Annotated in this window: 26 protein-coding genes; 11 read left to right on the forward strand and 15 right to left on the reverse strand. The window is 60.3% G+C overall.

The window, feature by feature from the left end:
- Nucleotides 1-15: 15 nt before the first annotated feature.
- The 3 genes from GPL81_RS11700 to GPL81_RS11710 all read right to left on the reverse strand — a co-directional run bounded on the left by GPL81_RS11700 (nucleotide 16) and on the right by GPL81_RS11710 (nucleotide 3,832).
- Nucleotides 16-1,731 (reverse strand): proline--tRNA ligase, encoded by a 1,716-nt coding sequence (locus tag GPL81_RS11700; RefSeq protein WP_096513120.1) that lies wholly within the window; start codon nucleotides 1,729-1,731, stop codon nucleotides 16-18.
- Nucleotides 1,732-1,874: 143 nt separating this feature from the next.
- Nucleotides 1,875-3,434, reverse strand: coding sequence for an AmpG family muropeptide MFS transporter (locus tag GPL81_RS11705; protein ID WP_160106834.1), 1,560 nt, complete (start codon nucleotides 3,432-3,434; stop codon nucleotides 1,875-1,877).
- A 44-nt stretch (nucleotides 3,435-3,478) separates the two neighbouring features.
- Entirely contained in the window at nucleotides 3,479-3,832 is a 354-nt protein-coding gene (locus GPL81_RS11710; RefSeq protein WP_160106835.1) for an MGMT family protein, read from the reverse strand.
- A gap of 188 nt (nucleotides 3,833-4,020) precedes the next feature.
- Between GPL81_RS11710 and GPL81_RS11715 the strand changes: the two genes are divergently transcribed.
- Nucleotides 4,021-5,028: a DUF481 domain-containing protein gene (locus GPL81_RS11715; RefSeq protein ID WP_160106836.1), complete on the forward strand. Its 1,008-nt coding sequence runs from the start codon at nucleotides 4,021-4,023 to the stop codon at nucleotides 5,026-5,028.
- 187 nt (nucleotides 5,029-5,215) lie between these two features.
- Here GPL81_RS11715 and GPL81_RS11720 read toward each other — a convergent pair whose 3' ends face one another.
- Nucleotides 5,216-5,425, reverse strand: coding sequence for a cold-shock protein (locus GPL81_RS11720; RefSeq protein WP_002554837.1), 210 nt, complete (start codon nucleotides 5,423-5,425; stop codon nucleotides 5,216-5,218).
- 352 nt (nucleotides 5,426-5,777) lie between these two features.
- On the opposite strand from GPL81_RS11720, the gene dcd reads away from it, so the two are divergent.
- Together dcd and GPL81_RS11730 are read left to right on the forward strand one after the other, a co-directional pair.
- Complete coding sequence (dcd, locus tag GPL81_RS11725) at nucleotides 5,778-6,344, forward strand: dCTP deaminase (RefSeq protein WP_007940589.1); 567 nt, start codon at nucleotides 5,778-5,780, stop codon at nucleotides 6,342-6,344.
- 108 nt (nucleotides 6,345-6,452) lie between these two features.
- Nucleotides 6,453-6,662 (forward strand): hypothetical protein, encoded by a 210-nt coding sequence (locus GPL81_RS11730; protein WP_095197445.1) that lies wholly within the window; start codon nucleotides 6,453-6,455, stop codon nucleotides 6,660-6,662.
- A 115-nt stretch (nucleotides 6,663-6,777) separates the two neighbouring features.
- On the opposite strand, the gene GPL81_RS11735 is transcribed toward GPL81_RS11730, so the two are convergent.
- From GPL81_RS11735 to GPL81_RS11760, 6 genes are all read right to left on the reverse strand, one after another.
- A complete protein-coding gene (locus GPL81_RS11735; RefSeq protein ID WP_096513116.1) occupies nucleotides 6,778-7,542 on the reverse strand; it encodes an ABC transporter ATP-binding protein in 765 nt (254 codons plus the stop codon).
- A 13-nt stretch (nucleotides 7,543-7,555) separates the two neighbouring features.
- Nucleotides 7,556-8,692, reverse strand: coding sequence for a succinylglutamate desuccinylase/aspartoacylase family protein (locus GPL81_RS11740; RefSeq protein ID WP_160106837.1), 1,137 nt, complete (start codon nucleotides 8,690-8,692; stop codon nucleotides 7,556-7,558).
- 27 nt (nucleotides 8,693-8,719) lie between these two features.
- Nucleotides 8,720-9,430 carry an ABC transporter permease gene (locus tag GPL81_RS11745; RefSeq protein ID WP_096513114.1) on the reverse strand — a complete coding sequence of 237 codons (711 nt, stop codon included), beginning with the start codon at nucleotides 9,428-9,430 and terminating at the stop codon, nucleotides 8,720-8,722.
- A complete protein-coding gene (locus GPL81_RS11750; protein ID WP_096513113.1) occupies nucleotides 9,427-10,155 on the reverse strand; it encodes an ABC transporter permease in 729 nt (242 codons plus the stop codon). Before GPL81_RS11750 ends, GPL81_RS11745 begins: the two co-directional genes overlap by 4 nt.
- 56 nt (nucleotides 10,156-10,211) lie before the next feature.
- Entirely contained in the window at nucleotides 10,212-10,994 is a 783-nt protein-coding gene (locus GPL81_RS11755) for a transporter substrate-binding domain-containing protein (RefSeq protein WP_096513112.1), read from the reverse strand.
- Nucleotides 10,995-11,324: 330 nt separating this feature from the next.
- The gene (locus tag GPL81_RS11760; RefSeq protein ID WP_160106838.1) at nucleotides 11,325-13,775 is read right to left on the reverse strand and encodes a penicillin acylase family protein; all 2,451 of its coding nucleotides are present in this window, start codon (nucleotides 13,773-13,775) and stop codon (nucleotides 11,325-11,327) included.
- 220 nt (nucleotides 13,776-13,995) lie between these two features.
- On the opposite strand from GPL81_RS11760, the gene GPL81_RS11765 reads away from it, so the two are divergent.
- Nucleotides 13,996-14,547, forward strand: a complete 552-nt coding sequence (locus tag GPL81_RS11765; protein ID WP_160106839.1) for a cysteine hydrolase family protein — start codon at nucleotides 13,996-13,998, stop codon at nucleotides 14,545-14,547.
- 133 nt (nucleotides 14,548-14,680) lie between these two features.
- Here GPL81_RS11765 and GPL81_RS11770 read toward each other — a convergent pair whose 3' ends face one another.
- From GPL81_RS11770 to GPL81_RS11785, 4 genes are all read right to left on the reverse strand, one after another.
- Nucleotides 14,681-14,881 (reverse strand): SEC-C metal-binding domain-containing protein, encoded by a 201-nt coding sequence (locus GPL81_RS11770; protein WP_034146774.1) that lies wholly within the window; start codon nucleotides 14,879-14,881, stop codon nucleotides 14,681-14,683.
- 5 nt (nucleotides 14,882-14,886) lie between these two features.
- Nucleotides 14,887-15,372, reverse strand: a complete 486-nt coding sequence (locus GPL81_RS11775; protein WP_160106840.1) for an LEA/WHy family protein — start codon at nucleotides 15,370-15,372, stop codon at nucleotides 14,887-14,889.
- A gap of 122 nt (nucleotides 15,373-15,494) precedes the next feature.
- Nucleotides 15,495-15,971, reverse strand: coding sequence for a YchJ family protein (locus GPL81_RS11780; protein ID WP_160106841.1), 477 nt, complete (start codon nucleotides 15,969-15,971; stop codon nucleotides 15,495-15,497).
- 4 nt (nucleotides 15,972-15,975) lie between these two features.
- Entirely contained in the window at nucleotides 15,976-16,473 is a 498-nt protein-coding gene (locus GPL81_RS11785; RefSeq protein WP_160106842.1) for a DUF6231 family protein, read from the reverse strand.
- A 190-nt stretch (nucleotides 16,474-16,663) separates the two neighbouring features.
- Between GPL81_RS11785 and GPL81_RS11790 the strand changes: the two genes are divergently transcribed.
- From GPL81_RS11790 to GPL81_RS11805, 4 genes are all read left to right on the forward strand, one after another.
- Nucleotides 16,664-17,359, forward strand: a complete 696-nt coding sequence (locus GPL81_RS11790; RefSeq protein ID WP_096513106.1) for a PA1041 family peptidoglycan-binding anchor lipoprotein — start codon at nucleotides 16,664-16,666, stop codon at nucleotides 17,357-17,359.
- 89 nt (nucleotides 17,360-17,448) lie between these two features.
- Nucleotides 17,449-18,162 carry a PA1041 family peptidoglycan-binding anchor lipoprotein gene (locus GPL81_RS11795; protein ID WP_096513105.1) on the forward strand — a complete coding sequence of 238 codons (714 nt, stop codon included), beginning with the start codon at nucleotides 17,449-17,451 and terminating at the stop codon, nucleotides 18,160-18,162.
- A 147-nt stretch (nucleotides 18,163-18,309) separates the two neighbouring features.
- Nucleotides 18,310-18,588, forward strand: a complete 279-nt coding sequence (locus tag GPL81_RS11800) for a DUF1145 domain-containing protein (protein WP_096513104.1) — start codon at nucleotides 18,310-18,312, stop codon at nucleotides 18,586-18,588.
- Entirely contained in the window at nucleotides 18,581-19,339 is a 759-nt protein-coding gene (locus GPL81_RS11805) for a collagen-like protein (RefSeq protein ID WP_160106843.1), read from the forward strand. The genes GPL81_RS11800 and GPL81_RS11805 overlap by 8 nt, the downstream gene beginning before the upstream one ends.
- 131 nt (nucleotides 19,340-19,470) lie before the next feature.
- Here the strand turns inward: GPL81_RS11805 and GPL81_RS11810 are convergent, their stop codons facing one another.
- Nucleotides 19,471-19,935 carry a CopD family protein gene (locus GPL81_RS11810; protein ID WP_160106844.1) on the reverse strand — a complete coding sequence of 155 codons (465 nt, stop codon included), beginning with the start codon at nucleotides 19,933-19,935 and terminating at the stop codon, nucleotides 19,471-19,473.
- A gap of 99 nt (nucleotides 19,936-20,034) precedes the next feature.
- Here GPL81_RS11810 and dinG point away from each other — a divergent pair, with 99 nt between their 5' ends.
- The 3 genes from dinG (at nucleotide 20,035) to GPL81_RS11825 (ending at nucleotide 26,159) form a co-directional block, all read left to right on the forward strand.
- Complete coding sequence (gene dinG / locus GPL81_RS11815; protein WP_096513101.1) at nucleotides 20,035-22,179, forward strand: ATP-dependent DNA helicase DinG; 2,145 nt, start codon at nucleotides 20,035-20,037, stop codon at nucleotides 22,177-22,179.
- A 95-nt stretch (nucleotides 22,180-22,274) separates the two neighbouring features.
- The gene (locus tag GPL81_RS11820) at nucleotides 22,275-24,788 is read left to right on the forward strand and encodes a beta-galactosidase (RefSeq protein WP_160106845.1); all 2,514 of its coding nucleotides are present in this window, start codon (nucleotides 22,275-22,277) and stop codon (nucleotides 24,786-24,788) included.
- 225 nt (nucleotides 24,789-25,013) lie between these two features.
- On the forward strand, nucleotides 25,014-26,159 hold the full coding sequence (locus GPL81_RS11825) for a serine hydrolase domain-containing protein (RefSeq protein ID WP_160106846.1): 1,146 nt from the start codon (nucleotides 25,014-25,016) through the stop codon (nucleotides 26,157-26,159).
- The last annotated feature ends 61 nt before the right edge of the window (nucleotides 26,160-26,220 follow it).

Below are 26,220 nucleotides of genomic sequence, written 5' to 3' on the forward strand. Positions count from 1 at the left end.
CGTCTCTATCTGGTTTCAGCGGCGGATGCGGGCCTGAAGGAACGGCAGTACGTCAGCGACCGGCAGCGCTTGCGGCTCGGCCTCGGTACGGCTCTTGTATTCCAGGTTGCCTTCGGCGAGGCCGCGGTCACTGACCACGATCCGGTGAGGAATGCCGATCAGCTCCATGTCCGCGAACTTGATGCCCGGGCTGGTTTTCTTGTCTCGGTCGTCCAGCAGCACTTCGAAGCCGGCTGCGGTCAGTTCCGCATACAGCTTGTCGGTGGCTTCGCGCACCAGCTCGGTTTCGTAGCGCAATGGCACCAGGGCGATCTGGAATGGCGCCAGGGTGTCGCTCCAGATAATCCCTTTCTCGTCGTTGTTCTGTTCGATGGCGGCCGCGACCACGCGGGAAACGCCGATGCCGTAGCAGCCCATTTCCAGGGTGACCGGCTTGCCGTTCTCGCCCAGCACTTCGCACTTCATCGCCTTGCTGTACTTGTTGCCCAGCTGGAAGATGTGCCCGACTTCGATGCCACGCTTGATTTCCAGGGTGCCCTTGCCATCCGGGCTTGGGTCGCCACTAACCACGTTACGCAGGTCGGCAACGGTCGGAACCGGTAGATCGCGTTCCCAGTTCACGCCGAAGTAGTGCTTGTCGTCGATGTTGGCACCGATGCCGAAGTCGCTCATCAGCTCGACGGAGCGGTCGATGATGATTGGCAGTGGCAGGTTCAGCGGGCCGAGGGAGCCGGCGCCGGCGCCGATGGCGTCGCGCAGTTCGGCTTCGGAAGCCATCACCAGCGGGCTGGCAACGCCTGGCTGGTTGGCGGCCTTGATTTCGTTCAGCTCGTGATCGCCGCGGATGATCAGGGCAATCAGCTTGCCTTTCTCTTCAGCGTGCACCACCAGGGTCTTGATGGTCTTTTCGATCGGCAGATTGAATTTTTCCACCAGCGCGGCGATGGTCTTGGTCTCTGGCGTGTCGACCAGGCGCAGATCTTCAGCCGGTGCAGGGCGTGAGGTTTCGCGCGGCACGGCTTCGGCTTTCTCGATGTTCGCGGCGTAGTCGGAACCGTTGCTGAAGACGATATCGTCCTCGCCGGATTCGGCCAGTACGTGGAACTCGTGGGAGCCGGCGCCGCCGATGGAGCCGTTGTCGGCTTCAACCGGGCGGAATTTCAGGCCCAGGCGGGTGAATACGTTGCAGTACGCCTGGTGCATGCGGTCGTAGGTGACTTGCAGCGATGGCTGGTCAGCGTGGAAGGAATAGGCGTCCTTCATGATGAATTCGCGGCCGCGCATCAAACCGAAGCGTGGGCGGATTTCATCGCGGAATTTGGTCTGGATCTGGTACAGGTTGATCGGCAGCTGTTTGTAGCTGCTCAACTCATTGCGCATCAGGTCGGTGATGACTTCTTCGTGGGTCGGGCCGGCGCAGAAATCGCGACCGTGGCGATCCTTGAAGCGCAGCAATTCAGGGCCGTACTCTTCCCAGCGACCGGATTCCTGCCACAGTTCGGCCGGTTGAGTGCTCGGCATCAACACTTCGAGCGAGCCGGCGGCGTTCATTTCTTCGCGAACGACGGCTTCGACCTTGCGCATGACTCGCAAGCCCATCGGCAGCCAGGTGTACAGGCCCGAAGCGAGTTTGCGGATCATGCCGGCGCGCAGCATCAGCTGATGGCTGATCACGACCGCGTCGGAAGGCGTTTCTTTCTGTGTGGCGAGCAAAAATTGACTGGTGCGCATGGTTGGCCGTTATCGATTGCTGATGACGAGAAATGACGGAGCATTGTACGGGCGAGATCCGCTGTCGTACAGGCGTGCGGTCGGTGGTGTGGCAGCGGGGCGGCAATCTCACCGCCCTTTGCCAAGTGTCTTGCAGATATTTCCTACGATTCTTCTGCGACCTGGGTCGGTACCGGTTCCGGTGTCGGTGTCGGACCTTCGCGGCGGCTCTCCTGGAACCAGTGCAAGGCGATCAGCAGCAACGTCGGAATGCCCAGCAGGGCGGTGATCAGGAAGAACGTGTGGTAACCGAATTTCTCGACCATCACCCCGGAGTAACCGCCGATCAGGCGCGGCAACAACAGCATGATCGAGCTGAGCAGGGCGTATTGGGTGGCAGAGAACTTGAGGTTCGTCAGGCTCGACAGGTAAGCGACGAAAGCCGAGGTCGCCAGGCCTGAACTGAAATTGTCCAGGGAGATGGTGACAATCAGCATCTGCAGGTTTGGCCCCATGTCCGCCAGCATCAGGAACAGTATGTTGGTGGCTGCCGAGGCGGCGCCGCCGATAAACAGGATCGGCAAGATGCCGAAGCGCACGATCAGCAGGCCACCCATGCCGGCGCCGACCAGGGTCATGATCAGGCCGAAGATTTTGCTGACGCTGGCGATTTGGTCCTTGGTGAAGCCCTGGTCGATGTAGAACACGTTGGCCATGACGCCCATGACCGTATCGGACATCCGGTAGGTGGCGATCAGGCCGAGTAACAGCAACGCTTGCCAGCGGTAGCGCAGTATGAAGTCGTTGACCGGTGTCAGCACGGGCGCCAAACCGCGTCGGCCTATGGCTGAAAGGCACAGTGCGGTCAGGGTGGTGTAGAGGATCGCCCGCAGGAAGGCGCGGTCTTCCAGAAGCAGATCGAGCAGGCTCACGCCGTTGAACAGCACACTGGCGAAATCGGTGTTGTAGAGCTGGGTAAACATGGCCGGCACGGATACCAGCAATACGATCAACACGAACACCGAGGCCAGTTGGTGCATGAAACTGTAGCGCCCGGCCTGTAACTGCGTGCGAAGTGGGACCGGTGGTTCACGCATGAAAATGCTGGTCAACAGTGCCGGGACCATCAGGGCTCCGAACAATATGTAGGTGCCGGCCCATGCAGAATGCTTGTAGTTGAAACCGGTAGAACCAAACCCTTCGGCAAAATATAGAGCACCAGCGGTCGCCAGCAATGCGGCGACCCGATAGCCGGACATGTAACTGGCGGCCAGGGCTGCCTGACGACTGTCTTCGGCGATTTCCAGGCGGTAGGCGTCCACCGCGATATCCTGCGTCGCCGAGGCGAAAGCGACAATCACCGCGATGGCGATCAGCCAGGACAAATGTTTTTGCGGGTCGCAGAACCCCATGCCGATCAGGCCGAGGATCACCAGTGACTGGGACAACACGAGCCAGGAACGTCGTCGACCCAGCTTGCCGAGAAAAGGCAGGCGCCATTGGTCGAGCAGCGGTGACCAGACCCATTTAAAGGCGTAGGCCAGGCCTATCAGGCTTGCATAGCCGATGGTTTCGCGAGCCACACCGGCTTCGCGCAGCCAGACCGAAAGTGTCGAGAAGACCAGCATGTAGGGCAGGCCGGCGGCGAAACCCAGCAGCAACAGTACAAGCGTCGAGGGGCTGGCATAGGCAGCGAGCGCGGCGCGCCAGGTTTTACGGGGCATGGGCTGGAGTCTGCCTCAAGAAATACGGAAACAAAGCGCGCACTCTAACCGCTGTGCTCTACCGGACGCCAGCCATGGCGCCGAATATCAACACGATTGTTCAGGATACTGATGCCCTCCATACGCAATCGCGCCCGTTGCTCGTCCCCGGATGGACTGCCTGCGGGCAGGCTGATACGTCCGCCTGCACCGAGTACGCGGTGCCAGGGCAATTTACTGTCGCCGGGCAGTTGACTCAATGTCCGTCCAACCCAGCGGGCGGCGCGGCCGAGGCCGGCGAGTTCCGCTAATTGACCATAGCTCACCACTTTGCCCTCGGGCACTTGCGCGAGGGTCAGATAGAGCGCCGTGCGTCGGATTTGTGCCGCACTCTCGGATTCAGCGGTGGGTTCGTTCACGTCCCATGTTCCTGAAAAAGTTTGCCTGGAAAGTGTTCCTGAAAACTCACAGTACCGTTTGTAGAGTAAATCGTGGATCGCGTATTGAGAAATGAACTCAATAGAAATAGTCGTGTCAGTCCTTGTCAGGGCCTTATTCCCAAGGATAATGCCGACTTTTTTTCGCAATCTTGAGTCTGTGTTTGCTTATGTTGTCCAGAACACTGCTATGCCTCGCTGTTGTCAGCGTCTCCACTCCCTTGCTTGCCGATACCGTCTGGTTGAAGAACGGCGACAAGTTGAGCGGCAAAATCATCCTGTTCGATGGTGGCAAGCTGTTGGTCCAGACGGAGTACGCCGGTGCGGTTCCGATTGACTGGAAACAGGTCAAAACCCTGGAAAGCGATCAGGAGTTGCTGGTCAAACAGGATGCCTATACCGGCGAGAAGGCCAAATCCCTGCGCCCCGCAGAGGATGGCAAGGTCATCCTGGCCAATGGTGAGGCGCCCAAGACGGTTGAATTGGCGAGTGTCCAGCAGATCCTCAAGCCCAGGCCGGTGGTCGAGGACCTGGTATGGAAGGGCAATATCGACGCGGCTCTGGACTACGAACGGGCCGAGAAGGATACCGATGATTACAACATCGACTTCAAGACCACTGCACGCCATGGTCGCTGGCGGCACATCGCGGAAGGCGAATACAACCGCCAATTCCAGGATGACGTGGTCACCACGGACAATTGGCGGGCAGAGTACTCCCTTGACCGTTTCCTGACTGATAAATGGTTTTGGCAAGGTCGTCTGGTCTACAAGCGCGACAAGGTCGAGGAGCTGTCTCGTCAGCGTACCGTCGGTACGGGTCCCGGTTATCAGTTCTGGGATGACGAGTTGGGTGCTTTCTCCCTCGGATCGCTGGTTAACCGCACGGATTATGAGTTCGCCGATGGCAGCAAGGAAAACTTCTACTCGGTGGCGATGAAGTGGGATTACAACCGCTACCTGATCGGCAAGAAAGTGGAGTTCTTCACCAATGGCGAGGTGGGCAAGCCGCTGTCGGGCGTGGCCGATTATGCGCTGGATTCAGAGATGGGCTTGCGCTACAAGGTGACGGATTGGGCATCGCTCAACCTCAAGGCCGAACGCGACATCATCAGTGGCACCGACGATGCGGATCTGGACAAGACCCGGTATACCGCTGGATTTGGCGTGACCTGGTAATTCTCCGTCTTCGATACGATCGTCTTCGCGGGCAAGCCTCGCTCCTACAGGTATTTCGATATTCTGTAGGAGCGAGGCTTGCCCGCGAAGGCGTCAGCACAATCGAAAGCGATCGAACGGCAAAACCACACAGGCACAAAAAAGCCCCGCTGTTGAGGGCGGGGCTTTTTACTAAAGCAAGTACAAGTTAGATAACTTGAACTTCTTCAGCTTGCATGCCTTTCTGACCGCGGGTAGCGATGAAAGAAACCTGTTGGCCTTCTTTCAGGCTTTTGAAGCCGTCGGATTGGATAGCTTTGAAGTGAACGAACAGGTCGTCACCGGATTGTGGAGTGATGAAGCCGAAGCCTTTTTCATCGTTGAACCACTTAACGGTACCGGTTTGGCGATTAGACATGGTGTAACTCCTTGAACAAAGATAACTGCGACTCAGGAAGAACCCTGGCCGAGACTGAGTGCAAAGAGCAGGAAAAATTCTTGTAGATGGTTGGATCGAAATTCAACATATCGTGTAGAGATTCTCAGTGACACAAGCAGCACAGTGGCGCCACCTTAACCCTTTTTCCGGGACGTGCCAATGCTTCTTGCGAAGGTTTCTCGGTTTTCATGATCGACGGTGCTCCGTATTGTTTCGAAGGTCCGTCAATATCGCCGGATCGTCGAGAATTGTGCCCAGCGCTTTGAACCCGGCGGCGCGCCCCGGTAAGATGCCGGACAGTTTTTTCCACCTCGCTATTCAGGACACCGCCATGAGCATCAAATCGGACAAGTGGATTCGCCGCATGGCGCAGGAACACGGCATGATCGAGCCGTTCGTCGAGCGCCAGATGCGCGGCAGCGACGATAGCCGTGTGATCTCCTACGGCGTGTCGAGTTACGGCTACGACGTTCGTTGCACCAATCATTTCAAGGTGTTCACCAACATCAATTCGGCCATCGTCGACCCGAAAAACTTCGATGCCGGCAGCTTCGTCGATATCCACAGCGACGTCTGCATCATCCCGCCGAACTCCTTCGCCCTGGCCAGCACCGTCGAATACTTCCGTATTCCGCGCAACGTATTGACCATCTGCCTGGGCAAGAGCACCTATGCCCGCTGCGGCATCATCGTCAACGTCACCCCGCTTGAGCCGGAGTGGGAAGGCCACGTGACCCTGGAATTCTCGAACACCACCAACCTGCCGGCGAAAATCTACGCCAACGAAGGTGTGGCGCAGATGCTGTTCCTTGAATCCGACGAAGAGTGCGAAGTCTCTTACAAAGACCGTGGTGGCAAGTACCAGGGCCAGCGTGGCGTGACCCTGCCGCGGACCTGAGTCAATCCGTCTGACAAACCGTGGGAATTCCTGAGCGAGCGTACACTCTATGGAGTGTACTGCTCCGGTCCGCGCAAGGCGGACCGGGTCTTCGTTCAGGAGTGCTTTATGAAGATCGACCCGAAAATAAGTGCCGAACTGGCAAGGCTTGAGCCCAATCAGGTTGGCGTTTTGGCCTGGTCGTTGCTGGCACACCCGCCCATCAGCATGGCAGGGGGCATCCCCGGTCAGCCTGATCCCGATACCCCCAACGAACAACCCACCGAGCCAGGTGAGCCCACCTTGCCGGATGAGCCGCCTCCCGCACCCGTTGCCTGATTATTACGTGATGCCTGATCTGTAGGAGCGAGCCTGCTCGCGATGGTGGGTCAGGCAACGCTGTGTCGACTGACATACCATCGCGAGCAGGCTCGCTCCTACAGAGGGTTGGCGTTTACTTCAGGTTGCCACTGAGGAACTGCTTCAGGCGTTCGCTCTTCGGATTGCCCAGCACGTCTTCCGGCGCGCCTTCTTCTTCCACCAGGCCCTGGTGCAGAAACAACACCTGGCTCGACACTTTGCGTGCGAAGCTCATTTCGTGGGTGACCATGATCATGGTCCGGCCTTCTTCGGCCAGGCCCTGGATCACCTTGAGCACTTCGCCCACCAGCTCCGGGTCCAGCGCCGAGGTCGGTTCGTCGAACAGCATGACTTCCGGTTCCATGGCCAGGGCCCGGGCAATCGCCACGCGCTGCTGCTGACCGCCGGAGAGGAACGCCGGGTATTGGTCCGCCACACGGGAGGCCAACCCCACCTTGTCGAGGTAGCGCCGGGCGCGGTCCTCGGCTTCTTTTCGGTCGCACCCCAGCACCCGGCGCGGGGCCATGGTGATGTTTTCCAGCACGGTCATGTGGCTCCACAGGTTGAAGTGCTGGAACACCATGGCCAGACGGGTGCGGATCCGTTGCAGTTCATCGGCATCGGCGACATGCATGCCGTGACGGTCCTTGACCATGCGGATCGACTGGCCGTCGAGGCTCATGGCGCCGTCGTTGGGTTGTTCGAGGAAGTTGATGCAGCGCAGGAAGGTACTTTTGCCCGAGCCGCTGGCGCCGATCAGGCTGATGACGTCGCCAGTGTTGGCCTTGAGCGAAACGCCTTTGAGCACCTCATGATCGCCATAGCTTTTATGCAGGCCTTCAATGGTCAATTTGTACATGGAACAAGCATCCTCAAGGCGAAAGTAGGTAGCCGCTGCGATAGGCTTCGGCGCCCGCGACGTGGGCGATCACCATGCCCGCGGTGGCCATGCGGCGCAGCGAGCGGGCGTACATCAACCCGGCGGCGGTGCAATGGACCGGGGTCACGCGGTCAGAAATGGGGTCGATGATTTCGGCGATCAGTTGTCCGGCTTCCAGGTATTCCCCTGGCAGCGCGCAGAACACCAGCAGCCCGCCGACCGGCGTGGCGACAGGTTCCACCCCGGCAAGCGGTGTAGCCGGGTAGGGCAGGTCGGGCAGCGGTGCCGGTTCGCCGGCAATCGCACCGAAGTGAATCAGATAGTCGATCAATGCCTGGCAGTCGAGGCTGGCCAGCGGGTGATTGACGTCGCCCTGGCCACGCAGTTCGACGGTGACGGAAAAACTCCCTGGTGGAATATCGAAGTGCTCGCCGAAGCGCTCCTTCAACTGCCACCAGAGCAGGGTGAAGCATTCATCGAACGACTGACCGCCGGAGTCGGTGGCCAGCAGGCTGGCTTCGGAGCCGATGTAACGGGCCAGCGGCTCGACCTGCGGCCAGGCCTCGGGCGTGGTGTACAGGTGCGCGACGGCTTCGAAATCGCAATGCAGGTCCAGCACCATGTCGGCGTCACAGGCCAGCCGTTGCAGGGTCAGGCGCTGGGATTGCAACTGGGTGCTGGCGGTCTGCCGCGCCAGCGCATTGCGCAGGCTGTTGCGAATCAGTTGCAGGTTACGTTGCGGGTCGTCGCCGAGTTGGCCTTCGATGTCGTTGCCGACCTCTTCGCTCAAATCGACGAACCAGCGATTGAAGTTTTGCCCGCTCTCCAGCTCATAGCGGCCCAGCGGCACATCCATCAGCACTTGTTCCAGGCCGACCGGGTTGGCGACCGGGACCAGGACGATTTCGCTGCGCAGGCGGCCGGCGGCCTCCAGTTCGGCCAGGCGTTGTTTGAGGTGCCAGGCCACCAGCATGCCGGGCATTTCATCGGCATGCAGGGACGACTGGATGTAGATCTTGCCTCGGGCGCTTGTAACGGCAGGCGCCGAGGTCGGACCGAAGTGGAAGCTGTGGATCTGGCGTGCGGTCCCCGGCAGCGGGGCCAGCAGGTCATGTATCTGGTGGCGCATCTCTTGTTCCCTGAAGCAGGATAAGTCCTAGTGGGTCGGCCCGAGGAAGGCCAGCCATCGGCGTTCGGCGAGACGGAACAGGCCGACCAGTGCAAAGGTAACAGTCAGGTAGATCAGCGCAGCGATGCCGAACGACTGGAAGGTCAGGAAGGTCGCCGAGTTGGCGTCCCGCGCGACTTTCAGGATGTCCGGGATGGTCGCGGTGAACGCCACGGTGGTCGAGTGCAGCATCAGAATCACTTCGTTGCTGTAATACGGCAACGAGCGACGCAAGGCCGAAGGCATGATCACGTAGGCATACAGCTTCCAGCCTGTCAGGCCGTAGGCCTTGGCCGCTTCGACTTCACCGTGGGCCATGCTGCGAATCGCCCCCGCGAAAATCTCTGTAGTGTAGGCGCAGGTGTTCAGGGCGAACGCCAGGATGGTGCAGTTCATCGCATCGCGAAAGAAACTGTCGAGCAGCGGTTGCGCACGTACGGCGGCCAGGCTGTAGATCCCGGTGTAGCAAATCAGCAGCTGGATATACAGCGGTGTGCCACGGAACAGGTAGGTGTAGAACTGCACCGGCCAGCGAATGTAGAAGTGCGGCGAGACCCGGGCGATGGACAGCGGAATCGATACGAGGAAGCCGAAGAAAATCGAAGCGCTGAGCAGCCACATGGTCATGGCCAGGCCGGTGATGTTCTGACCGTCGGTGTAAAGGAAGGCTTTCCAGTATTCCTGCAGGAGTTCAATCATCGTACGGCCTCCCGTGTGCCGGCGGCGTAGCGGCGTTCAAGCCAGCGCAGAATGAAGTTGGAGGCACTGGTGATCATCAGGTAGATCAAGGCGGCGACTACCAGGAAGTAAAACAATTGATAACTGCTTTTGCCGGCATCCTGGGCAGCCTTGACCAGGTCGGCGAGGCCGATGATCGACACCAGCGCGGTCGCCTTGAGCATCACCATCCAGTTATTACCAATACCCGGCAGGGCAAAACGCATCATCTGCGGGAACACCACGATCCGGAACCGCTGTCCGCGTTTGAGACCGTAGGCGGTGGCCGCTTCAACCTGGCCGCGAGGCACGGCGAGGATGGCGCCGCGGAAGGTTTCAGTGAAGTACGCGCCGTAAATGAAGCCCAGGGTAATGACGCCGGCGCTGAACGGGTTAATCTCGATGTATTCCCATTCCATGTAGTCGGTGAGCGACGTCAGCCAGGTTTGCAGGCTGTAGAAAATCAGCAGCATCAGCACCAGGTCCGGCACCCCGCGAATCAGCGTGGTGTAGCACTGGGCTGGCAGGCGCAGCAATTTGAGTTTTGACAGTTTGGCACTGGCGCCGAGCAAGCCGAGCAACACGGCCACCAGCAGCGACATCGCCGACAATTTGATGGTCATCCAGGTGCCTTCCATCAGCAAAGGACCGAAGCCCTTGAGGCTGAAGGCTGAGAGCCCCAGATTTTGTAAGAGGTTTTCGAACATAAATCAGCAACCTGATCGGAAGAAAAAAGCGCCCATCGCGAGATGGGCGCCGGGCATTATTTGCCGCTGTACAGGTTCAGGTCGCCAAAGTGTTTCTTCTGAATGGTGGCGTAGGTGCCATCATCGTGTAACGCTTTGATACCTTTATCCAAAAGGGCTTTCAGCTCGGTGTTACCTTTCTTAATGCCGACTGCGGTTTTGGCTGGCAACAGAGGGTCATCAACCGGCTTGCTGACTTCGAAATCGGCACCCTGTGGCGACTTCAGGAAACCCAGTTCGGCTTGCAGCATGTCCTGGATGCCCGCGTCGAGACGACCGGAAGTCAGGTCGGCGTAAACCTGGTCCTGGTTGGCGTAGGCCTGGGTTTTCACGCCGGCCTTGTCCAGGATGGCCTTGGCGTAGGCTTCCTGAATGGTGCCTTGCTCGTAACCGACGGTCTTGCCTTTGAGGGAAGCGGGGTCGGTCGTGATGCCGGAGCCTTTCTTGTACACCAGAGCGGTCGGGCCGGAGAACAGTTCGCTGGAGAAGTCGATGACCTTCTGGCGAGCTTCGGTGACGGTCATCGAAGAGATCACACCGTCGAATTTATTGGCCTTCAGGCCAGGAATCATGCCGTCGAAATCGCTTTCGACCCATTTGCACTTGACCTTCAGCTCGGCGCAAATCGCGTTGCCCAGATCGATGTCGAAGCCCACCAGGCTGCCGTCGGCCGCTTTCGACTCGAACGGTGCGTAGGAAGGGTCAACGCCGAAACGCAATTCCTTGTATTCCTTTGCCAGCGCAGAGCCAGCAGCTACGCACAATGCCAGTGCAGACAGGGTCAGCAATGCTTTTTTCATTATTCAATCCCTAAGAACCAATATGAGCGCTTGTGGCGCAGAATTATTGTTACTGGTAAGCGTAAGACCTAATGAAAGTAGCAATTTCCGAACCAGAGTGCCGAACAAGCGTTTAAAAGGTGTTCGGGAAATTGCCGGATGGGATTAGTGCACGAAAATGGGCGCCGTGGAAAGCCTGCACTGTTTTGGGTGGTGATGCTGGAAGGCAAGAGGGGGTTGCCCCTGACCTGTAGGAGCCGGCTTGCTGGCGAAAGCGGTGTGTCAGACGTCATCAATGTTGATTGATGCGCCGCCTTCGCCAGCAAGCCGGCTCCTACCTGTTGGCCGGCGTTATTTGCCCGGTGTCAGGGTCAACCGCTTGGTGCCGTACACCTTGTCAAAGTTCTGCGTCTGCATCGGCAAGCTCATGTATTGCCCCTTGAGCCATGGGTCGATGCTGTTCAGGTAGTTCGGGCTGGCCGGGTTGCCGGACTGGCCGGTGGCGAGCTGCGCCATCAGCGGTTCGGCCTGGCCGAAGTCGACGATAAAGCGCATGGCCGGCACCAGCGTCGTGTTGAAATCCTGCCCCCAGGCGAACGCCGCCGTGTTGAGCGTGGTGTGATCGCCGCCGGCCGGCAGCGGACCGCGCACGGTCTGGCCGCTGCTGTTCTTCCATTCATAGCGGTGCAATTTGCCCCACTGCCACGCTTTGTGATCGCCGCCCAACTGGCTGTCGCCGGCGCTGATCGCGGCGGCCAGGCTGCGGGCGAGGATCGCCGGTTTGTCTTCTTTCTGCGCGGTACGCACGTCATCCCAGAACGGACTGTCTTCGCGGCCTAGCAGGTGATCGGCCTGCGCGGCGTAGGACAACTGGCCGTTGGCGATAAAGGCTTTCCATGCCGGGCTGCTTTCCGGCCCCAGTTCGTCGAGGAAGATCTGTTTGGTGCTCTCTTGCAGGAACAGTTCGTAGATCGCGGCGTCGGCAGAGGTCGGGCTGAGTTTGCCGTCGAATGCGATCAAGCGTGCGAGCGCCTCGCGTGCCTTGCCGCGTTCGGCAATCGGCAGCGCCTCAATAGCCTGCTTGAGCGGTTGTGCCATGCCCGGTGCTTCAAACATTTTCTTCAATTTGGCGGCGAAGGTGGTCGTCTGGTCGTACTGCATGGCGATCAGGCTGCGGGTGTCATGTTTTCCCGCCCCGGCCAGTTCGGCCAGGCGCTCGCCGCGCTCCGGCGCCGCCCAGGAGTTGGACAGTTGCATGCCATAGCCATGGGGAATGACCCGCTGGTTGGCGGTGCCGAGCCAGCCCTGTGCCGGGTCCTGATCGTAGGGGTGCAGCATTGGGTCGGCGTATCCGTCCCAATCGTAGCGACCTTCCCAACCGGGCGACGGCAGCAGCCCTTCGCCTTCGCGGCGGTTCGGGTAGCGGCCGGTGACCTGCCAGCCGATGTTGCTGGCATCGGCAAACACCAGGTTCAAGGCGATGGCGCGGATCTCGCGGCTGGCGTCCGAGGCCCTCTCGACGTTCTGCGCACGGGACAGGTCGAAAAACGCATCCAGGGTTTTGTCATCGGTGAAGTTCGGTGTCTGCAAGGCCAGGCCGAAACCGCTGCCTTGGGCCAGGCTTTGGGCGCTGTTGAGCAATGGGCCATGGCGGGTTTCATACACCGCTTCGCGAATCGGCCGTTGGCCTTTGACGAAATAGGTTTCGTTGCGCACGATCGCCGGCGTCCATTTGCCGTTGGATTCGTAGGTCAGGCCATTGCCCTGGCGTTTGATTTTTTCCAGGAACAGGTCCTGGTTGTCACCCATGACCGTGGTTGTGCTCCAGGCCACTTTGCCGTTGAAACCGCCCAAGACCATCGGCAGACCGGCGATGGTCACGCCGGACGCCTGATATTTCGTCGTGCGAATTTGTACGTAGCTGAACAGCGACGGCACGCCCATTGGTCCATGGCTGTCGCTGGCCAGCAGGCTTTTGCCGCTGCGGCTGCGTTGCGGGGCGATGGCCCAGTTGTTCGACGACGTAGCGCCCAGCAGATTCAGGTCAGACAGCTGCGCCGTGGCTTTACTGATCTCCGCCAGCCCCGGCACTTGCCCGTTGAGCTTGATGCCTTGCAGCTTTTCACTTTCGGCCAACGGTAGTTTTTCGTCAGGGGCGGAAGGGGTCAGCCACGGGAGTTTGTCGGTGGTGACCGTTTGGGCCAGCACCAGCGAGGAAATTTCTTCGGGCAGGTTGGCCGATTGGCTGAAGTTCAACAGGCAGAAAATCAGCGCCGAATCTTCCGGTTGCCAGTATTCAGGCTTGTAACCGCTGGCAGCGAGGTCCGCCGGCAGTTTGTCGCGGTAGCGGAACAGGTAGGCATTGACCCCGCGGGCATAGACTTCGAAAAAGCGCTTGAGGCGGGGCGAAGACGCCTTGTACAGCTCGCCGGCGCTTTTCTTCAGGTTTACTGCGCGCATGTACCGGTCGGCATCCAACAGGTCCGAACCGTGCATCTCGGCCAGACGCCCCTGGGCCAGCAAACGCAGGGTAACCATTTGCGTTATACGGTCGCTGGCGTGTACGTAGCCGAGGGTGAACAGCGCGTCGTGAAAAGTGCTGCTTTCGATCAACGGCATGCCCATGGCATTGCGGCGCACCGAAACGTTCTGAGCCAGCCCCTTGAGCGGCTGTACGCCGGAGGTGGGAGGCAGGGTGTCCTGGGCATTGAAGCTCTGACAACCGGTCAGGCTCAAAACCCCCGCCACTGCTGCGGCAACGCCGAACCGGGGTAGAAAATGTGTAAGGGCTGGCGAGGCCATGGCAAAGCTCCTGCGGGGGTAAGGGTGCAAATAAAGGCGCTACGTTAGTGAGCAGCAGGGGGGCGCGCAAGCGGGGGGCAAAGTTATTTCAGGATTTGTCCGATAAACCAAAAAGATCGCAGCCTTCGGCAGCCCTGCATTGATTGGCGGACATCTTGTAGGCGCTGTCGAAGGCTGCGATCTTTTCAGCTTTCAAACAAGGTGACGGAGAAACGCTGGCATGGAGCTCAAGACAAACGCAGCACTGATCATCATCGATCAACAGAAAGGCATCCTGCATCCCAGGCTCGGTCGCAGGAATAATCCTCAGGCCGAGGAGCGCATGCTGGAACTGCTGGGTCATTGGCGCCGCAGCGGGCGGCCGATCGTTCACGTACAGCACTTGTCCCGCTCGGAAGACTCGGTGTTCTGGCCACAGCAATCGGGGGTGGAGTTTCAGGAGCGGTTTCAACCATTGCCTGGCGAGCAACTGATTCAGAAGCAAGTGCCGGATGCGTTTTGCTCGACAGCGTTGGAGACACGTTTGCGCGAGGCGGAAATCGAGCAGTTGATCATCGTCGGCGTGGCGACCCACAACTCGGTGGAGTCCACCGCACGAACGGCGGGCAATCTGGGGTTCGATACGTGGGTGGTGGAGGATGCATGCTTTACCTTCGACAAGGCTGATTTCTTTGGAAATGCCCGTTCAGCCGAGGAGGTGCATGGGATGTCGTTGGGGAATCTGCATGGGGAGTATGCGACGGTGGTCAGCACTGCGCAGATTCTGAATTGATAGTGACTGTAAGGGCCTCTTCGCGAGCAGGCTCGCTCCCACATTGGTTTTGTGTACGACACAAGGTCAAATGTGGGAGCGAGCCTGCTCGCGAAGGCGATTCAACAGGCGAAGCAGATCTTCACCCGAAGCATCAAGCGCCGTGGCACTTCTTGAATTTCTTGCCGTTGCCGCATGGGCAAGGGTCGTTGCGGCCGACGTCTTTCAAGGCGTTGCGCACCGGTTCCTGGTGGGCGTGGCCGCAGTTCGGGCCGTGGACATGGCCATGGTCGTGATCATGGTGGTCATGATCGTGGTTGCAGTCTGGGCCATGGACATGGGGTTGCTGGGTCATCGGGGTTACTCCGGAATTAGATCGGCGGGGATTATTACGCCATTACGCGCCAGGTGCACGTAGTGGGCGATGAATAAACCGGTTTCCATCTCGCCTTCCAGTCGATAAGGAATGGACTGCCCAGGGTTTTTCAGTTGTTTGACCAGGTCTTTGACCTTTGGCCACAGGTTGGTGCGGATCGGCACCTTATAGAAACGGCTGGTCTTGGGGCCGACGGTGATCCAGTGTTCATGCTCGCCTTCGGCCAGCAGGACATTGCCCAGGTGAATGCGGTATTCCAGGCCGCGCACGGTCAGATCGCTTTCCCTACGGTTGTCGATGCGAAAGTGCAGCATGAACCGCTGTTCCATCAGCTTGGCACGCACCACTTCCACCCTGACCAGATGCACCTCGGGGTCCGGTTCATCTGTGTCGAACCAGGACGCGCAGCCGCCAAGCGCCAGAAACAGGAGTGGAGTGAGCAGGTAAAGTACGAATCGCTGGGTGATCATCGTCGTGGTTCTCCCTTGAACCCCAGTCTAGCCGTTAAAAGATCGCAGCCTTCGGCAGCGCCTACGGGTGTGCGTCGAGCCCATGTAGGCGCTGCCGAAGGCTGCGATCCTTTGACCCTGCTTCAACCGCCGAAATACCCGGAACAGCACTTCTTGAACTTCTGCCCGCTGGCGCAAGGGCAGGCGTCGTTGCGCCCGATATCGAGTGGCACGGTGGGGTCGATGAAGAACCAGCGGCCGGCGTTCTGCACAAACGACGAGCGTTCACGGTGACTGTGCTCACCACTGCCGTCGTGCCAGCGTGCGGTGAAGGTGACAAAGGCGTGCTCCGGCTGGCCGCCGAGCACCTCGGAGCTTTCCACCTCAAGGCCCAGCCAGGTGCTTTGAGCGCTCCAGTCACTGATCGACTGCCGATCGAGCCCGGCCTGCTGGGCGGGCAGGGTAGTGGCCACCAGGTAATCGATCAGGCCCAGCACGTAGGCGCTGTAGCGCGAACGCATCAGGGCTTCGGCGCAAGGGGCCGGGTGGCCGGCATGGTAATGACCGCAGCAGGCGTCCAGCAGGGTGCCGCTGCCGCAAGGGCAAATGGATGTACTCATTGCGTTACCACCAGTATTTCCCGAAGTTTTCCGGATTGGCCCAGAACCGCGAGTTGAGCCAGTCGGGCACCTGTTTGTAGTCAAGCAGATCATAGGTGAACAGGGTCAGTACCTGATCGTCGCGCTGGAAGCGTTCACTGGCTTGCAGGGCCAGGGAGAAAAAATCCGTCTCCTGCCAGCCGCTGGCCGGCAAGTCGGCCAGTACCGCGATACGGCTGGCGTTGAGATTGCGGATGCCACCCAGCAAATTCAGGCCATCGCGCTTGGGCAGGTGTTCGAGACAATCGACCACCAGCGCCAGGTCAAACCGGCGCGCCGCCAATTCGGTAGGCAACGCGCCGGGGGCCGCATGCGCCACGTCGCTGTCCGGGTGCGCGAGCTTGAACGCTTCAAGCGCGGGGAATTCGCTGGCGCCAATCAGCAACAGGCGCGAAGGGGCGTAACGATCCAGCAAAGCGGCCAGCGCCTGTTGCGGCGTACGCGAAGAAATACCTGCAATCATTGAAGATCCTCACTCAGATCTGCCAAGACTAGCCTGCCCGCAAGTTCGAGCCTAGAGCGGGTTTGCCGTAAAAGTGACGATCTCCCGTGAACACGGGATAAAACAGCAATGGCCTATTGCTGGCGGAGATTAAAACTCGGGTCTTTACTCCCTGAATCGGTTCTAAGCCGATCCTTCAGGAGATAACTAGATGAGCATAGTTCGGACAGCATTACCCCTGGTACTGCTAACCAGTGTGTTGACTGGTTGCGCAGGCTTGCAGAAAACCGACTGGCCGACCTGTGCGGCGGTCGGTGGTGTCGTAGGTGCGGGTCTCGGTGCAACCGAGAGTTCGTCATGGGCAGGGTATGGTGCGCTACTGGTTGGCGGTACCGCGGCGGCCTATTGCTGGGTTCACGGTGATGGCGACGAAGACGGCGATGGCGTTCCGGATAGCCGCGACAAGTGCCCTGGCACGCCTAGAGGCGTGAGGGTCGATGCCGACGGTTGCCCACCACCGGCACCTGCTCCAGTGGTTGAAGAAGCCGTGGTGGTCAAGGAAGAAACCATCGTCATCCGCGATGTTCACTTCCAGTTCGACAAGGCGACACTCACGGCGTCTGACAAACAGGTACTCGATAAGATCGCCACGCGTTTGAAAGCGGAAGCCCCTACTGCCCGGTTGAGCGTTACCGGTCATACCGACAGCGTGGGCAGCGATACCTACAACCAGAAACTGTCGGATAAACGCGCTCACTCGGTGGTTGAATATCTCATTCAACAGGGCGTCCCACGCAGCAGCTTCGTTTCGGTCGTCGGCGCGGGTGAAAGCCAGCCGGTTGCCGATAACAAAACCGCTGACGGCCGCGCGATGAACCGTCGCACGGAAATCAAAATCAACCGTTAGATCCCTCGCATCCGCGGCTTGTGCAGTCGTGGATGCGGGTCTTTACTCCTGTGTAACCGGCATTGGCCGGTGACACAGGAGCTTTCAAAATGAGCAATCTCACACGGACCGTCTTGCCGGTTCTGCTGCTTGGCAGCCTGTTGACCGGTTGCGCTACTCACAGTGATGGCACTGCCCCCCTCAATCAACGTACCTGGCCGATCTGCAGCGTCATTGGCGGACTGGTCGGCGGAGGCCTGGGCGCTATCGAAAGTGGTGGCTGGGCGGCCGGTGGAGCGGCGCTTGGTATCTTGACCGGTGGTTTGATCTGTTACGCCCAGGACGGTGACGAAGACGGCGATGGCGTTTTCGACCGTCGCGATCGTTGCCCCGACACCCCGGCCAATACCCCTGTGGAACATCACGGTTGCCCGCTGCCGCAATACCCGGCCAGCGAGAAACCTGCGGAGCCCGCACAGCCTGAAGTCATCACGTTGAGCAATGACGTGTTTTTTGGCTTCAATCAATCCGACCTGACCCCGGCCGCGCAGAGTCAGCTCGATTCCATCATGGGCAAACTGCTGGATGCCAGCGTGGTGAGCATCAAGGTGGTCGGACATACCGACAGCGTCGGGGCGGATGCCTACAATCAGGCGCTGTCCGAGCGACGGGCCAGCAGCGTTGCGCAGTACCTGTTGAGCCAAGGCGTAGCACCCGGCAAGCTCACCAGCGAAGGTAGAGGTGAAAGTCAGCCGGTAGCCGATAACGAAACAGAAGAAGGTCGTGCGAAAAACCGTCGCGTGGAGCTGCACATCAATCGCTGAGCCGCGAAATAGAGCCGTCGGGTGAAAAAACGTAGCACTGCGACGGCCGTTCGGCGGCCTTCATGAAGAATTTTCGTTTGCCCTCTGGCTTATCCCGCGTGGAAGCCGTTACTGTGCGCGCAAACAATAATTCTCATCGGGGGGCGTATGAAGGTGCTATGGGGGCTGGGCAAGCTGTTGACCCTGCTGTTCTGGTCGGTGGTGTTGGTCAATCTGCTCACGCCGTTCGTCTATCCGCTGTATCTGCTGGTCAACCTGGCCGGCGGCCTGTTGGTGGTTCTCCATCTTCTTGAAGCGCTGCTGAGTTTTCGCACCCTCCGGGGTCGCGCCCACCCTTGGCTCGATCGCCTGAAGATCGTGATTTTCGGCGTTTTCCACCTGCAAACCATTCCGGCTCCCACCGCACCGAAGGCTTCCCATGCGTAAACTCTGTCTGCTCGCCGCACTCATCAGCCCATTGGCCTTCGCTCAAGTGGTGAGTGTTGAAACCAACTCGCTGATGCGTCTGCCAAACACTGCCAGCACATTGCAGCTGGACCGCCTGGAAGTGGCTGATTACGGCACATTGCTGATTCCCTCGAACGTGACCGAAGTCACCGTCGCCGAACTGCGCCTGGGACGTGATGCGCGGATCGCGATCGTACCCGGTGAACAGGCGCTGGAGCTGAAAATCAGCCGTGCCCAGTTGTCCGAGGGCAGCCAGATTACCGCTCGCGGTGCACCGGGCACTTATCAGAAGGCCGCCCGCTCCGGGCGCAATCTGAATCTTCAGATCAAGGCCCTGAACGCACCGCAATTGCTGGTGGACGCTCGCGGCGGTGCGGGGGCGCCGGGTTTTGTCGGCCTCGATGGGGCCAACGGCCAGGCACCGGGTTGCACCTGGGGTCAGGCGGGGCACGGTGCCGATGGCAGCGATGGCAGTGACGGCCAGCCAGGGGCACCGGGGGCCTTGGTCAAAGTGGCAGTGCCGCGCGACTACCCGGCAGAACAGATCAAGGTCCAGGTGGCCGGCGGTGCCGGTGGCCTGGCCGGGCCTGGCGGCAAGCCGGGGGCGGGCGGTAAGGCCAAGGGCTGCATCATCTATAAGGCCGATGGCGGCAAGAGCGGTAAACCTGGCGCCGATGGGCAACCGGGGCCTGCTGGGGCGGCGGGTTCGGTGACGGTGCAGCGGTTGTAAGCATTATCTGAATTGTGGGGCGCCTGATCGAATGTCTTCGCGGGCAAGCCACGCTCCCACAGGTATTGTGTGGTTCGCAAATGCCGTGAACGACACAAAACCTGTGGGAGCGTGGCTTGCCCGCGAAGCTTTTAAAGCATCGGCCGCGCCGAGGCGATTGCGACCACAACCAATCCCACAATCAGATTAATCCCCACCACCCTGCGAATCCTCCCCAGCACCGCCGCTCCCACCGGCCAATCCTGCGCCTCCACGGCTGTGCGCAATTCCGGCAGCATCAATGCTTGAATCCGGATGAACAGCGCCGTCATCACCACATACAACCCCATCATCACTTCCACATAACGCGGCGCGTTCTCAAAGCCGGTGAAGTGCAGATTCAGCATGCCCACACCGCTGACGGGCAACAGCACCACCGCCACCCACACCCAGCGGAAAAAACCTTGAAACACTTCCAGCCACAGCTTCAATCGTGCGGGGCCCTCCAGTGCCTTCAAGGCCGCGGGGCGCAAGACCATCCAGGCGAAAAACATGCCGCCCACCCATACGAGCGCGGCGAGGACATGCAGGCTATAAACAAGACTGAAAGCGGTCATTGAGGTACTCCGTTCTGCGCGGGATTCATTAGCGGGGTATGATAGCGACCCATCCGAACTACTGAAAATTTATCCAGCGTTTTTTGCGCCCGACAATCCATGATCAGCACTGAACTCAAAACCACGATCCAGGGCGCCTACTCGCGTTTTCTCGAAGCCAAGAGCCTCAAGCCGCGCTACGGCCAACGCCTGATGATCGCCGAAGTCGCCAAGGTCCTCGGTGATATCGATACCGACGATGAAGGCCGGCGCAGTGGCGAGCCCGCGATTGTTGCGGTAGAGGCGGGCACCGGTACCGGCAAGACCGTGGCCTATAGCCTGGCGGCCATCCCCACCGCCAAGGCCGCCGGCAAACGCCTGGTGATCGCCACGGCCACCGTCGCCCTGCAAGAGCAGATCGTCTACAAGGATCTGCCCGACCTGATGCGCAACAGCGGGCTGAATTTCAGTTTTGCCCTGGCCAAGGGACGTGGGCGCTACATGTGCCTGTCCAAGCTCGACATGCTGCTTCAGGAAGGCCACGCACAAACCGCCACGGCGCAGCTGTTCGAAGAAGAAGGCTTCAAGATCGAGGTCGATGAGGCCAGCCAGAAGCTGTTTACCAGCATGATCGAGAAACTCGCCGGCAATAAATGGGACGGCGACCGCGACAGTTGGTCAACCGCCCTGGAAGACGCCGACTGGGCGCGCCTGACCACCGACCACAGCCAGTGCACCAACCGCCATTGCCCGAACTTCGGTCAGTGCGCCTTCTACAAGGCCCGCGAGGGCATGGGCAAGGTCGACGTGATTGTCACCAACCATGACATGGTCCTGGCCGACCTGGCCCTGGGCGGCGGTGCGGTGCTGCCGGACCCGCGTGACACCATCTACGTGTTCGACGAAGGCCATCACCTGCCGGACAAGGCCATCGGCCACTTCGCCCATTACACGCGCCTGCGCTCCACCGCCGACTGGCTGGAAACCACCGCCAAGAACCTCACCAAGCTGCTGGCCCAGCACCCGCTGCCAGGGGACCTGGGCAAGCTGATCGAACAGGTGCCGGAACTGGCGCGGGAGATCAAGACCCAGCAGCAGTTCATGTTCACCGCGTGCGAGCAGATCGCCGATTTCAAGCCCGGCGAAGACGTCGAGGGACGGGAACGCCCGCGTCATCGTTTCGTCGGCGGTGTGATCCCCGAACACATGCGCGAAATGGGCATCGAACTGAAGAAAGGCTTTGCCCGCCTGACCGACCTGTTCACCCGGCTCACCGATCTGCTCAAGGAAGGCATGGACGGCGAGGTCAACATCGGCATCGCCAGCAACCAGGCCGAAGAGTGGTATCCGTTGTTCGGCAGCCTGTTGTCCCGCTCTTCGGGCAACTGGGAGTTGTGGACCGCCTTCACCGTCGAAGACCCGGAAGACAACCCGCCCATGGCGCGCTGGCTGACCCTGGCCGAAAGCGGTTCGCTGTTCGACATCGAGGTCAATGCCAGCCCGATCCTCGCGGCGGAAATGCTGCGACGCAACCTGTGGAATGTCGCGTATGGCTGCCTGGTGACTTCGGCGACCTTGACCGCCCTCGGCACCTTCGACCGCTTCCGCATGCGTGCCGGCCTGCCGAAAAAAGCCGTGACCGCCGTGGTGCCCAGCCCCTTCCATCACGCCGACGCCGGTGTGTTGCGGGTGCCGAACCTTAACGCCGATCCCCGGGATGCGGCAGCGCACACGGCGGCGATCATCCGCGATCTGCCGGAACTGGTCGAAGGCTCGCGGGGCACGCTGGTGCTGTTCTCTTCGCGCAAACAAATGCAGGACGTGTTCGACGGCCTCGACCGCGACTGGCGCAAGCAGGTGTTCATTCAAGGCAACCTGTCGAAACAGGAAACCCTGAACAAGCACAAGGCGCGGGTCGATGGCGGCGATTCGAGCGTGTTGTTCGGCCTGGCGAGTTTTGCCGAAGGTGTCGACTTGCCTGGTGCGTATTGCGAGCACGTGGTGATCGCCAAGATTCCGTTCTCGGTGCCCGATGATCCGGTCGAAGCGGCGCTGGCCGAGTGGATCGAGGCTCGCGGCGGCAATCCGTTCATGGAAATCTCCGTGCCGGACGCCTCGCTGAAGCTGGTCCAGGCTTGTGGTCGCTTGCTGCGTACCGAAGAGGACCGCGGCACCATCACCTTGCTCGACCGACGCCTGGTGACCCAGCGCTATGGCAAGGCGATCCTCAATGCGTTGCCTCCCTTCCGCCGAGAAATTTCCTGATACACCGGTGGGCAAATCTGCCCACCGCGTTGTCTATCTCTCTGCCATCGCTTTTCCACTGGCCCATTGAGGTCGTTAGGGAGAATTTCGTTCTCATGATTCGCCGTTCGCTGCGCCGTTCGTTACCTGCCGTTTTTGCCCTGTTGTCCGCAACGCCCTTGCTGGCTGCCCCTGTAGCCCAGCAGACGCTGTTCAACTTTGTGCGCCCCGCCGATGTGGTCCAGGTGGCGACACAAGATGCCAGCCTGCCGCAATCCAATGCCGAGCAAACCGCGGAAGGCGAAGTGCTGCGTCGGGTGACGTTCAACCCGGTCGCCCGGCCGACGCTGCGCCTGAGCCCGCAGGCCGGGGTCTGGGACTGGTCGCAATCGGGTGTCATGAGCCTGCGGATCCAGAGTGCAATGAACTGGGCCGTGACCTTGTACGTGACCCTCCAGAGTAACGATGGCAAGACACTGGTCAGTCGTGTCGACCTGCCCGCCGGCCCCGCGCAAACCCTGCTGGTGCCATTGCAGCCGACCTCGCCGCTGAGCCAGGGGATGAAGGCCGGGCCACCGATGCCGATGACGGTCGATGGCCAGCGCATCCTGCTGGCCAGCAGCGCCGGTGAGCTGGACCGCAGCCAGGTGGTGTCGGTCAGCGTATGGATGGATCAGCCGAAAGCCGCCCAGAGCATTCTGCTGGAGCGATTCGGCGTGCAGGACGGCGAGGCCATGACCCACACCGTTTACGGCGGCCTGGTGGATGCGTACGGGCAATCGGCCCGGGCCAAATGGCCGGAAAAAATCAGCAGTGATGAACAACTGAAAGGCGCGGCCGCCAAGGAGCAACAACAGCTCAAAGCCTGGCTGGCCGAGCGCGAGAAGTCGTCGCTGGACAAGTTCGGTGGCTGGACGCAAGGCCCGGCGTTCAAGGCCAGTGGTTTTTTCCGTACAGAAAAGCGCGATGGCCGTTGGTATCTGGTCACGCCGCAAGGGCACCCGTTCTATTCGCTGGGGATCAACACTGTCGCTGCGGACGTCAATCAGACCTATACCGCCGGACGCGAATGGATGTTCGAATCCCTGCCTAAGGCCGACGAGCCGCTGGCCAATCACTTCGGTGAAGGGGATAACCGGGGCGGCAACGGCGTCGATCAGGGACGGGGCTTCAATTTCGGTCGTTGGTACGACTTCTATGGCGCTAACCTGCAGCGTCTGTACGGTGACCCTTGTGCGCTGGGCAGCAATACAAAGGCCGGTGTTGCCGAGGCGGCCAAGGCTGACGCGGTACAGGCAACGGCAGAGAAAGCCGCCGAGCAACCGATTGTGCCTTCGACTGCTGAATCCGGCGTCGCCGAAGCGGCGAAGACCGGCGCCGTCGACGCGACGGTGGCGAAAGCGGCTGAGCAAACGCCGGCAGTACCCTGCAAGGCAACCTTCGATGAGCAACGCTGGGCCAGCCACACCCTCGACCGCCTTCAAGCCTGGGGTTTCAACACGGTCGGTAACTGGAGCGCCCCGGCACTGGGCGACGCCGAGCGCGTGCCGTACACCTTGCCGCTGTCGATCGTTGGCGATTACGCCAGCATCAGTACCGGCAACGACTGGTGGGGCGCCATGCCCGATCCGTTCGACCCGCGTTTCGCCATGGCCACCGAACGCGCCGTGGCCATCGCCGCCCGCGACCATCGCGACGATCCCTGGCTGATCGGTTATTTCGCCGACAACGAGCTGGCCTGGGCCGGCCCTGGCGACGATCCGAAAGCCCGCTACGCCCTGGCCTACGGCACGTTGAAAATGACCACCGACGTACCGGCCAAACGCGCGTTCCTCAAGCAGTTGCGTGACAAATACCGTAACCAGGCAGGCCTTTCCAAAGCCTGGGGTATTGATCTGCCGGCCTGGGAATTGATGGAAGACCCCGGTTTCGTGCCGCCGCTGCCAAGCGCCGAACACCCGGAAATCGAAGCCGACTTCAAATACTTCCAGAAGGTCTTCGCCGACACCTACTTCAAAACCATTTCCGATTCGCTCAAGTGGCACGCGCCGAACCAGTTGTTGCTCGGTGGCCGCTTTGCCGTCAGCACCCCGGAAGCTGTTGAATCCTGCGCCCAGTATTGCGATGTGTTGAGCTTCAACATGTACACCTTGCAACCACAGGACGGTTATGACTTCGCCCAATTGCGCAGCCTCGACAAACCGGTGCTGATCACCGAGTTCAATTTCGGCTCGACCGATCGCGGTCCGTTCTGGGGTGGCGTGACGCAACTGCCGAAGGAAGAAGACCGTGGCCCGGCCTATGGGAACTTCCTCAAACAGGCGCTGAGCGAACCGTCGATCGTCGGCGTGCACTGGTTCCAATACCTCGATCAACCGGTGACCGGACGTCTGCAGGATGGCGAAAACGGCCACTTCGGTCTGGTGGGCATAACCGATCTGCCATTCCAGGGCTTTGTCGACAGCGTGCGCAAGAGCAACCTGGCAGCCGTCGATCAGTTGAGCAAAGAAGCGCAGAAGGCGGGCGCTGAAACCAGTCACAACACCGAGGGCGGTCGCAAGGCCGAGGCCGGCAAAGGACCGGGGAAGGGCACCGGGAATGCGGGTGGGCATTCGGGTAAAGGCCACTAAGACCTGACACCGCGTCATCGTTCATCGCGAGCAGGCTCGCTCCCACAGGCTTTACGCCGAACCATTGTGGGAGCGAGCCCGCTCGCGAAGGCGTCGGTACAGACACCCAAAAAAACTGATCATTTCCGAGAGCGATTTACCGCCCGGCCCGCCCCTGTTCCCAAAACCCTCAAGGGCTGGAACAATGCGGGCCACTTTGTCGAGCGTTTATCCGGGGAGTTACGGGTGCAGATTCAGGGTCATTACGAGCTTAGATTCGAGGCTGTGCGTGAGGCGTTTGCCGCGCTGTTCGACGATCCTCAGGAGCGTGGTGCGGCGTTGTGCATCCGCATCGGCGGCGAAACCGTACTCGACCTGTGGTCCGGCACCGCCGACAAGGACGGCGCCGAGGCCTGGCACAGCGACACCATCGCGAACCTGTTCTCCTGCACCAAAACCTTCACCGCCGTCACCGCCCTGCAACTGGTGGCCGAAGGCAAGCTGCAACTGGATGCCCCGGTTGCCCGCTACTGGCCAGAGTTCGCCGCGGCCGGTAAAGAATCCGTAACCCTGCGCCAACTGCTCTGCCATCAGGCCGGTCTGCCGGCGTTGCGCGAATTGCTGGCTCCCGAGGCGCTATACAACTGGCAAACCATGGTCGATGCCCTGGCGGCCGAAGCCCCCTGGTGGACGCCGGGTGAAGGCCACGGCTATGCGGCGATTACTTATGGCTGGCTGATCGGCGAGTTGCTGCGGCGTGCCGACGGTCGCGGGCCGGGTGAATCCATCGTGGCCCGGGTGGCCAAGCCTTTGGGGCTGGATTTCCACGTCGGCCTGGCCGATGAAGAATTTTATCGTGTGGCGCACATCGCCCGCGGCAAGGGCAACGTCGGCGATGCCGCGGCTCAACGCTTGCTGCAAGTGACAATGCGCGAGCCGACCGCCATGACCACCCGCGCCTTCACCAACCCCCCATCGGTGCTGACCAGCACCAACAAACCGGAATGGCGGCGCATGCAGCAACCGGCGGCCAATGGCCACGGCAATGCCCGCAGCCTGGCCGGGTTTTACGCCGGTCTGCTCGATGGCAGCCTGCTGGAAGGGGAAATGCTCGACGAGTTGACCCGCGAGCACAGCCTGGGCGAGGACAAGACCTTGCTGACCCGGACCCGATTCGGCCTGGGCTGCATGCTCGATCAGCCGGATGTACCCAATGCTACTTTCGGTCTTGGCCCGCGCGCATTCGGTCATCCGGGCGCAGGTGGCTCTATCGGTTTTGCTGACCCTGAGCACGATGTGGCTTTCGGTTTTGTGACAAATACACTGGGGCCGTACGTCTTGATGGATCCGCGCGCACAAAAGCTTGTGCGGGTACTGGCCACTTGTCTGTAAATCCCGCTCAAAGGTCCCAGGTCCGGAACCCGAAAGCCTTTTCAGTTTCAAATCATCTGTT

The organism is Pseudomonas izuensis (assembly GCF_009861505.1).
GTDB classification, from domain to species: domain Bacteria; phylum Pseudomonadota; class Gammaproteobacteria; order Pseudomonadales; family Pseudomonadaceae; genus Aquipseudomonas; species Aquipseudomonas izuensis.